Source organism: Bacillus sp. UNC125MFCrub1.1 (assembly GCF_000701305.1).
Lineage (GTDB): Bacteria > Bacillota > Bacilli > Bacillales > Bacillaceae > Bacillus > Bacillus altitudinis.
The window spans coordinates 418,017-427,807 of sequence record NZ_JNIG01000010.1; the positions used below are offsets into that span (position 1 = coordinate 418,017).

Annotated in this window: 7 protein-coding genes, 2 tRNA genes and 2 rRNA genes; 3 read left to right on the top strand and 8 right to left on the bottom strand. The window is 41.6% G+C overall.

The genetic code is table 11. From position 1 onward, the window contains the following. The first annotated feature begins 10 nt into the window (after window positions 1–10). The 3 genes from pbp4b to N521_RS07305 are packed head-to-tail and all read left to right on the top strand — an operon-like array spanning window position 11 to window position 4,558. Window positions 11–1,366 carry a penicillin binding protein PBP4B gene (gene pbp4b, locus N521_RS07295; protein WP_035390682.1) on the top strand — a complete coding sequence of 452 codons (1,356 nt, stop codon included), beginning with the start codon at window positions 11–13 and terminating at the stop codon, window positions 1,364–1,366. A gap of 13 nt (window positions 1,367–1,379) precedes the next feature. Further along, window positions 1,380–3,299, top strand: coding sequence for a glycoside hydrolase family 3 protein (locus tag N521_RS07300; RefSeq protein WP_017358873.1), 1,920 nt, complete (start codon window positions 1,380–1,382; stop codon window positions 3,297–3,299). A gap of 50 nt (window positions 3,300–3,349) precedes the next feature. After that, window positions 3,350–4,558: an exo-beta-N-acetylmuramidase NamZ family protein gene (locus N521_RS07305; RefSeq protein WP_370648324.1), complete on the top strand. Its 1,209-nt coding sequence runs from the start codon at window positions 3,350–3,352 to the stop codon at window positions 4,556–4,558. 38 nt (window positions 4,559–4,596) lie between these two features. On the opposite strand, the gene N521_RS07310 is transcribed toward N521_RS07305, so the two are convergent. From N521_RS07310 to N521_RS07340, 8 genes are all read right to left on the bottom strand, one after another. Next, window positions 4,597–5,577, bottom strand: a complete 981-nt coding sequence (locus tag N521_RS07310; protein ID WP_079919707.1) for a bile acid:sodium symporter family protein — start codon at window positions 5,575–5,577, stop codon at window positions 4,597–4,599. A 46-nt stretch (window positions 5,578–5,623) separates the two neighbouring features. Continuing rightward, window positions 5,624–7,063 (bottom strand): SulP family inorganic anion transporter, encoded by a 1,440-nt coding sequence (locus N521_RS07315; protein ID WP_035390684.1) that lies wholly within the window; start codon window positions 7,061–7,063, stop codon window positions 5,624–5,626. A gap of 328 nt (window positions 7,064–7,391) precedes the next feature. Then, window positions 7,392–8,357 carry a flagellin Hag gene (gene hag, locus N521_RS07320; RefSeq protein WP_017358869.1) on the bottom strand — a complete coding sequence of 322 codons (966 nt, stop codon included), beginning with the start codon at window positions 8,355–8,357 and terminating at the stop codon, window positions 7,392–7,394. Between the two features lie 49 nt (window positions 8,358–8,406). Continuing rightward, on the bottom strand, window positions 8,407–8,529 hold the full coding sequence (locus N521_RS19880; protein ID WP_265153615.1) for a hypothetical protein: 123 nt from the start codon (window positions 8,527–8,529) through the stop codon (window positions 8,407–8,409). 762 nt (window positions 8,530–9,291) lie between these two features. Then, window positions 9,292–9,364, bottom strand: a tRNA-Thr gene (locus N521_RS07325). Between the two features lies 1 nt (window position 9,365). After that, window positions 9,366–9,440 (bottom strand) — tRNA-Asn (locus N521_RS07330). Window positions 9,441–9,483: 43 nt separating this feature from the next. Beyond that, a 5S ribosomal RNA gene (gene rrf, locus N521_RS07335) occupies window positions 9,484–9,599 on the bottom strand. A 61-nt stretch (window positions 9,600–9,660) separates the two neighbouring features. Beyond that, window positions 9,661–9,791, bottom strand: a 23S ribosomal RNA gene (locus N521_RS07340); the annotation flags it as partial.

Sequence of the window (9,791 nt, forward strand, 5' to 3'; positions counted from 1 at the left end):
GGTCTAGCTCTTGAAGAAATATTTTCTCATCATCACAAGTCTGTTCATGCTCCTTGGGTTACCAGTACAAACATTTGCAACTAGCTCCCATCCTGTATCGTCTTTGTCTAAAACAGCACCTGAAGAATATCCCGTCTTAAAAAAAGCAAAACGACCGGAACAAGTAGGTTTTTCTTCTAGGCAGCTTAGGAAGGTTGATCACATGATTCAAAACGATATCAAAGCAGGGTTTCCAGGGGCAGCACTCATCATTATCAAGGATGGTCAGATCGTCCATCAAAAAGCTTATGGCTACAGACAAAAATATAAAGGGACAACAGAACTCAAATTCTATAAGAAAATGAAAAAGAACACACTGTTCGATTTGGCATCCAATACAAAAATGTATGCCACCAACTATGCCCTGCAAAAGCTAGTATATGAACAAAAACTAGATGTAAATGAAAAAATACAAACCATCCTGCCAGACTTTCAAGATAAACCAGATGCAAAGGTAACCGGCAAAGATCAGCTTCGAGTCAAGGATCTTCTCACCCATTCTGCCGGACTGCCTTCCAGTGTTTTATTTTATAGCAAAGAGCAAGCGGGCGCTTTTTTCTCTCAAGATAGACAAACAACCATGAAATGGCTGCCAAAGGTGCCTCTGCAATACAAGCCAGGCACTCAGCATATTTATAGTGATATTGATTACATGCTGTTAGGCATGATCATTGAGAAAAAAACCGGTATGCCACTTGATCAATATGTAGAGTCAACGATTTATCGACCGCTTGGTCTAAAACATACCATGTTCAATCCGCTGAAAAAGGGATTCAAGCCAAAGCATTTTGCAGCAACCGAGCGTCTAGGCAATACAAGAGATGGTGTCATTGATTTTGAAAACATTCGCAGGTATACCTTGCTAGGTGAAGTCCACGATGAGAAAGCCTATTACTCAATGGCAGGTGTCTCCGGACATGCTGGACTTTTCTCTAATACATCAGATATGGCCGTACTGCTTCAGCTGATGCTCAATAAAGGAGGCTATGGGAAAACAACCATCTTTGACCAAGCTTCTATCGATCTCTTTACGGAATCATCAGACACGAACCCAACTTACGGGCTAGGCTGGCGGAAAAACGGCAATACTGACATGGAATGGATGTTTGGGAAATACGCAAGTAAAGAAGCGTATGGACACACAGGCTGGACAGGAACGATGACACTGATTGATCCAAAACACAATCTAGGCGTCGTCTTGCTAACAAATAAAAAACATTCACCCGTCGTTTCACCTGAAGTCAACCCAAATCAATTTGAAGGTGACCTTTTCCCAACTGGTACTTATGGAAGCATCATGACCGCAATCTACGAATCTTTTAAGTAAAAGGAGGAATTTGATGTTAAAAGCTCTGTTCCCCGCTGCACTCGTTTTGGCCCTGCTCACCTCTTCCATTCCAACGGAAAAGGTGAGCTCCGCCCCTCTCCCAACTGCCAAACAAATGGTTCAGGACATGTCCTTGGATGAAAAAATTGGCCAAATGCTCATGCCAGACTTTCGCAATTGGCAAGCAGAAGGTGAATCCGCTCCTACAGGCTTCACAAAAATGAATAAAGAAGTTTCTCACCTTGTAGAGAAATATCATTTAGGCGGTGTCATCTTATTTGCAGAAAATGTCGTTGATACGAAACAAACCGTCAAACTCACACATGAATTTCAACAAGCATCACCCAACATTCCTTTACTCATTTCCATTGATCAAGAAGGCGGAATCGTCACAAGACTACAAAAGGGAACACATTTCCCAGGAAATATGTCGATTGGTGCCTCTCGAAGTGAGAAAAATGCTTATGACACTGGTAAAATCATCGGTAAAGAATTAAACGCTCTAGGTATCAATACAAATTTCTCTCCTGTTCTTGATGTAAATAATAACCCGAATAACCCCGTCATCGGTGTCCGTTCCTTTAGCTCTGACCCTGAACTTGTCACGAGACTTGGTCTGCAAACCATGAAAGGACTTCAAAAGGAAAAGACCATTTCCACATTAAAGCATTTCCCGGGACATGGTGATACAGCTGTTGATAGTCACTACGGTCTTCCGCTTGTCGAACATGATCTAGATCGTCTTAAAAAGGTGGAGCTGTATCCATTTCAACAAGCAATCAACGCAGGGGCAGATATGGTCATGACCGCTCATGTTCAATTCCCAGCCATTGATGACACAACGTATAAAAGCAAAAAAGATGGCGAGGACATTATGGTTCCAGCAACCTTATCAAAAAAAGTCATCACAAACTTATTAAAAGAAGACATGGGCTTTCAAGGAGTGGTTGTAACAGACGCCCTCAATATGAAAGCGATTGCAGATAACTTCGGACAGGAAGAAGCTGTGGTAATGGCTATTAAAGCAGGCGTCGACATTGCCCTCATGCCAGCACCTGTCACGTCCTTAAAGACAGAAAAAAACCTAGAGAATGTGTTCAATGCTTTAAAAAGAGCAGTTCTCACAAAAGAAATCCCGATATCTCAGATCAATCAATCTGTCGAAAAAATCCTTCAATTAAAGATCAAACGCGGCATCATTTCCGCCAATAAATCAGTAAGCCTTGAGAAGAAAATCAAAAAAGCCACACAGCTCGTTGGTCAAAAGTCGCACCGAAAAGCAGAACAAAAAATGGCACGTGAAGGAATCACTCTCCTTAAAAACAACGACAAAACCTTGCCTTTTAAGCCTAAAAAGAATGACAAAATCGTACTCATGGCACCATACGAAGATCAAACAAAAGCAATGTCCGTCACAATTGAATCACTAATCAAACAAAAAAAGATCAAACCTGTGCGTATCCAATCATACGCATTTGCAGATAAGAGCTTCTCCAAAGAAACAGCCAAACTCATTCAAAATGCTGACTATGTCATTACCGGCTCTTACGTTGTCCAAAATGACCCGGCTGTGAATGATGGCGTCATTGATGACGGTGTACAGGATCCGAAAAAATGGGCAACGGCCTTCCCTCGTGCTGTCATGAATGAAGCAGCAGCACAAAACAAAAAATTGGTCATCATGAGTCTTAGAAACCCATATGATGCTGCAAATTTCGAGGAAGCCGACGCCTTACTGGCTGTGTACGGTTTTAAAGGCTACTCAAATGGACAATTCAATCAACCCAATATTCCTGCGGGACTAGAAGTGATTTTTGGAGCGGCCTCACCTAAAGGAAAATTGCCCGTCGCTATCCCATCAGTCACTCATCCTAATCAAACCCTTTACCCATTTGGCTATGGACTCAATTTAAAAGGCAAACAGATCAAATAGGAGGGATTCTCTTGAAAAAGACAGCAAGCTTGATACTCGCTAGCATTCTCATGATCAGCACATTGACCGCCGCCTCCCCCGCAGATTCAGAACGAACAGATACAAAAGGAAAAAAAGCAACAGTCAAAACAGGTATCGAAACATTACTCTCAAGTAACCTCTCTTGGCTTAAAGGGAAAAAAGTAGGGCTTATTACGAATCCTACAGGCATTGATGCAAACATGAAAAGCAGTGTCGATCTGCTATTTGAACACCCCGATATCAAACTGACTGCCTTGTATGGGCCTGAACATGGCGTCCGTGGTGATGCACAAGCAGGAGAAGGCGTCGAATCGTATACTGACGAAAAAACAGGCCTGCCTGTTTACTCTCTTTATGGAAAAACAAGAAAGCCAACTCCTGAAATGCTCAAAAATGTAGATGTCCTGCTATTTGATATTCAAGACGTTGGTGCTCGTTATTACACCTATATTTACACGATGGCGTATGCAATGGAAGCGGCTAAGGAAAACAACATTCCATTTGTTGTCTTAGATCGTCCAAACCCAATAGGCGGACTAAAAGTAGAAGGACCCGTATTAGAGCCAGAACATGCCTCATTTGTAGGTCTCTATCCCATCCCATTAAGACATGGGATGACAACTGGAGAACTTGCATACATGTTTAACAAAGAGTTTCATATCAACGCTGATGTAAAAGTGATCAAAATGAAACATTGGAAACGATCCATGACGTTCGATGACACGAAGCTGCCGTTCGTCCTCCCTTCACCTAACATGCCGACCGTTGATAGTACCTTTGTCTACCCAGCAACAGGATTAATCGAAGGCACAAACGTTTCTGAAGGCAGAGGAACAACAAAACCGTTCGAACTCATTGGCGCCCCATATATCAATAGCAATGAGCTAGCAGATCATTTAAATGGGTTAAAACTAAAAGGCGTTCAATTTAGACCTGTCTCATTTACCCCTACCTTTTCAAAACATGCCGGGACTTTGTCTCACGGGGTACAGCTTTATGTCACAGACCGAAAATCATTCGAAGCAGTCAAAACAGGTCTATCCATCATCAAAGCAATACATGACTTGTATCCTAATGACTTTCAATTCCTACAAACAGGCAGCTTTGATAAACTCATCGGGAATAGCTGGATCAAAGAAGAAATCAATAAAGGCACTTCCATCAAACACATCATGAAACAATACCACCATGACCTGAAAACGTTCGAAAAGAAACGAAAAAAATACCTCATCTATTAATCGCAAAAAAGCCTCCACCTTAAAGGTTGGAGGTTTTTTCATGATAAAGACTTAGTCACAGCAGGTACTTTCAGCTCGAAACGATGAAGTAAAAAGCCAAACAAGGCTGCAAGCACTTGCTGAAACAGCATGCCAATCACGACAGGAACAGCAACAGCAGGCGGGAAAAAGCTAATGGCAAGCACAGCACCCGCGCTAATGTTCCGCATACCGCCCGTATACACAATCGCCACAATTTCTCCTTGGGTACATTTCATCGCCTTTCCAATCAACCACGCAAAAGCATACCCACTCATTGCAATGAAAAAGACAGTCGCTGCTTTGCTAAAAAATGCAGCATCCAGTTCACGCAAATATGGGGCGACAACAGAACTGTTAATCGATACGACAACAAACAAGCCTAATTTTGAAAAAGGAGCCAAGGTCTGACTCATTGCTTTTGTCACCGATGGCTTTGCATACTGACGAACGAGCATCCCTAAAATAGAGGGCAACACCACCATACCGAATAGTCCTTTCATGATCGCCACCATGTCCATATGGACCTGTGTACCAACGAAGATTGACAAGCTTACTGGCACAATCAATGGCGAAAGCAATGTATCAATTAATATGATAGATAACGTTAACCCCACATTCCCTTTATACATTGCCGCCCATATTAAACTAGACACACCTGTCGGAATCACCATCGCAAGCGTCAAACCGGTGATCGTCATAGAATCACCCGCAAATATCAAATGCCCCGCCGACCATGCATAAAGGGGCATCAGCACATGCAAAATCATAAACGATAAAATCAAAGGCAATGGATGCATCACCGTATGCTTTAAAGCTGAAAAAGTAGATGACAAGCTCCCTGAAAATGTCATCACAGCAAACACCCAAGGCACCAAAAAGGTGAAATCTTTTAAATACGCCGCCAATAATACACCAAGTAGCACGCTGACAGGCGTAATGAGCGGCATCATCCGGCCGAGCACCTGATTCAAACGGACAAGCATGCCGGCCACCTCCATCCTTCACTTTCTTCCTTGTTCTATTGTAACAAACAGAAAAGTCTTTTTAAGATCCGATCACTTGTTTCATAAGTTTTTGACTAGACGTATCCATTCCAACTACGTCCACCTCTACACCAGCTGTACGATATTTTTCCTTCACACGTTCAATTGCGGCCACACCTGATTCGTCCCATATACGCGCTTCAGACAAATCAATCACAACCGTGTTCAAGTCGTTTCCATGATGGAAGGCTTGAATCAATTCAGTCACGGAAGCAAAGAAAATTTGACCCTTAATTCGATAAACCCATGTACCAGCTTGGCTTTCTGTAGAGGTAATATGGAGTTTTGATATTTTAGCCACAAAGAATACGGCACTAAGCAGCACCCCTGCAAAAACACCCTTGGATAAATCGTGAGTGAACACCACCGTCACGACCGTGACAAGCATCACAAGAGAATCTGTTTTTGGGTTCTTTTTCAGCTGCTGGAATGAACTCCAATCAAAGGTACCAATAGAAACCATGATCATGACAGCCACAAGAGCAGCCATCGGAATTTGAACAACCACATCACCGAGCACAAAAATCAATACCATTAAAAATGCACCAGCCACAAAGGTAGAAAGCCGGCCTCGTCCCCCTGCCTTTGTATTAATCACAGATTGACCAATCATCGCACAGCCAGCCATACCGCCAAAAAATCCTGCCACCACATTGGCAATTCCTTGGCCTCTCGCTTCCTTATTTTTACGACTAGACGTTTCCGTCATATCATCTACAATTTGTGCTGTTAATAAAGATTCAAGTAAACCAACCATCGCAAGTGCTAAGGAATAAGGAAAAATGATAGCAAGTGTTTCCCAGCTAAACGGTACATTGGGAATAAGAAAAGTTGGCAAAGAGCTAGGAAGCTCTCCCATGTCTCCAACCGTTCTGACATCAATATGCCCAAATACAGCAATCATCGTCATCACAATAATTGCAATAAGTGGAGAGGGAATAACTTTTGTGACCATCGGCAATACATAAATGATCAACAATGCTCCACCTGTCATGACATACATAGCCATGGATTCCCCAACGAAATGCGGCAGCTGTGCCATGAAGATCATAATTGCCAATGCATTAACAAAACCAACCATCACAGACCTCGGAATAAATTTCATCAGACGAGACACTCGGCAAAGTCCAAACAAAATTTGAATCAGTCCTGTTAAAATCGTAGCCGCAAACAAGTACTGCAATCCATGATCGGCTACCAAATTAACCATAACCAGAGCCATAGCACCAGTAGCAGCCGAAATCATACCTGGCCGTCCACCAACAAACGAAATGACAATGGCAATACAAAACGAAGCATACAACCCAATCTTTGGATCAACGCCCGCAATAATCGAAAACGCAATCGCCTCAGGAATTAAAGCCAGAGCCACTAAAATACCTGCCAGCACATCCTGACGCACATGTCCAAACCATTCTTGCTTTACAAATAAATCTTTCAAACCATCTACTCCTTTTTATATACATACCGCACACGGAAAAGAAGATCATTCAAACCTGGAGATGAGGAAAGGAAAATAAACAATGCTTCACTTTCGGGGAAAAAGAGGAACGTACAGAGTCTTTTGTTAGAGAGGATAATCATCACTTTAGTAAGAATATAAGAAAGGAACTAAGGAATCAAGCACAAAAAGAAGGAATGTGTAGAAAATTGATACAAAGCTTACTTACCAATCGATTTATTCCATTCTTGAGTCTATTTGTCACTGAGCATGTCCAACATTTAAAGCAAACAACAAAAGCCCCTATATAAAAGGGGCTTTTGGTTGATTAACGTAATAATTGAAGTACATTTTGCGGCTGTTGATTCGCTTGTGCAAGCATAGCTTGAGACGCTTGAGAAAGAATGTTGTTCTTTGTGAACTCACTCATTTCTTTCGCCATGTCAACGTCACGAATACGAGACTCAGCAGCAGTTAAGTTTTCAGCAGATGCACCCAAGTTGTTAATCGTGTGCTCTAGTCGGTTTTGTACTGCACCAAGTTTTCCACGTTGAGCAGATACTTGGTTAATAGCTGCATCAACAATACTTAGTTGAGTATCAAAACCAACATCAGTAGCATCTGCTGCATTATCAGCAAACTTTCTTACATCGATGTCTTTAATCGCTTGATTCGCTACAATTCCATTAGCACCTTTCACTCCCAATGCATCTGTACTCATTTTATCAATATGAACTGAGATTTGTTGAGTTGCATTAGCACCGATTTGGAACACTAAAGCATTACCACTTGCTGGAACTGCAGGTGTACCTGTATCTGGATCATCTGGATCTGTCGGCGGAATTGCTGGTGTTCCTGGGGTTCCTTTAAACGAACCATCTAATAATTTTTTACCGTTAAACTCTGTACGATTTGAAATTCCATCTACTTCTTCTTGTAAAGCTTTAATTTCATCTTGGATAGATTGAAGGTCAGACTCTTTATCCTGTGTACCAGTATTTCCAGCTTGAACGACTAATTCACGAACACGTTGAAGGATTGAGTGAGTTTCAGTCAATGCCCCCTCAGCTGTTTGGATAAGAGAGATACCGTCCTGTGCGTTTTTTGAAGCCATTTCTAATCCGCGAATTTGTCCACGCATTTTTTCAGAGATTGCAAGACCTGCTGCGTCATCTCCTGCACGGTTGATTTTAAGACCAGAAGAAAGTTTCTCCATGTTCTTTTGGCTCGCACCGTTGTTTGCAGACAAACGGTTTAATGTGTTAAGTGCCGCGATATTGTGGTTAATTCTCATTTCCTATTACCTCCATGTAATTTTTTTCGAGCTTGTCTACAAAGTCCATTTAGATGAGAAGCTCTTCCTTAGAATTTCCGATTTCTAAGGCATGTGTATAGTAGTCATACAGATCACCTTTTGGCTCTCTAACTTTACTACTATCTGCAACACCAGTTATGGCAATAATCATGAAAACTCCTTCTATTAATACTCACCATAACAATGAGTAGCGTGTTACCTACTATAGACAGACCTACCACATATTTTAGTTTGTGGAAATTGTTTATTTCACAAATTCGACACATTTAAAATGCATAAAAGGAAGATGAAATTCTATCAACTACATTTTCAGGAGGAGAAACATAATTAGTGTAAAATTGTGTGGAAACAACACTTTTTCGTATACCCTAGAATCACTCGATAAAGTAACAGAGAAAGAAAAAGGTTTTTGAGAGAAGGATTCACTTCAAAAAAAGAACGATGAAAAATAACATCAAAAAAAGCCCCTGTTCTCTATGATCAGAGGCTTTACCTTTTTCACTTTTTCAATGCTTTTTGAAGAGCTGCTTTTATCTTCGAACCGTTCCATCTTTTATATGGCACAACGTTGACCAATGGAATGCCTTGCTCTGTCATCAACTAGACGAATTAGCATTGTACGTTCTCAACTACCTTTTTATATTTAAATAAATAGTGGGAGCGATTCGCAAAAAAGCACGATATAAGAAAATTCATTTGCATGATATGTGTCATACTCATGCTACTATGCTAATAAATCAAATCGGCAAAATATCTGGGTTTAATATCAAATCTGTCTATCATCGTTTAGGTTATGCAGAAGCTATATCAAACTTATTGCAAATTCGATAATGCGTCCCCTAGCAATTAAAAAAGACATAAAAAAAAGCCTTCTCATCAACGAGAAACCTTGTCAGAACAATATTTAGAGGAAAGCTTCCAAGCGGGCTCGAACCGCTGACCTCTTCCTTACCATGGAAGTGCTCTACCTACTGAGCTATGGAAGCATGGCTCCGCAGGTAGGACTCGAACCTACGACCGATCGGTTAACAGCCGATAGCTCTACCACTGAGCTACTGCGGAATGGATAAAGTAACTTCTTCCATTGGAAGGATATAAACAAAAAGCTTGGCGGCGTCCTACTCTCACAGGGGGAAACCCCCAACTACCATCGGCGCTGAAGAGCTTAACTTCCGTGTTCGGTATGGGAACGGGTGTGACCTCTTCGCTATCGCCACCAAACCTGATGGAGAGAATGTTCTCTCAAAACTAGATAACAATGTTCATGCTTCACATTAGAATATAGGTTAAGTCCTCGATCTATTAGTATCTGTCAGCTCCACGTGTCACCACGCTTCCACCTCAGACCTATCAACCTGATCATCTTTCAGGGATCTTACTTCCTTGCGGAATGGGAAATCTCATCTTGAGGGG

Coding starts and splice junctions, on each gene's coding strand:
- N521_RS07300 (WP_017358873.1), top strand. CDS start 1,380: ATGTTAAAAGCTCTGTTCCCCGCTGCACTCGTTTTGGCCCTGCTCACC.
- N521_RS07305 (WP_370648324.1), top strand. CDS start 3,350: ATGATCAGCACATTGACCGCCGCCTCCCCCGCAGATTCAGAACGAACA.
- N521_RS07310 (WP_079919707.1), bottom strand. CDS start 5,577: ATGGAGGTGGCCGGCATGCTTGTCCGTTTGAATCAGGTGCTCGGCCGG.
- hag (WP_017358869.1), bottom strand. CDS start 8,357: ATGAGAATTAACCACAATATCGCGGCACTTAACACATTAAACCGTTTG.
- N521_RS19880 (WP_265153615.1), bottom strand. CDS start 8,529: ATGATTATTGCCATAACTGGTGTTGCAGATAGTAGTAAAGTTAGAGAG.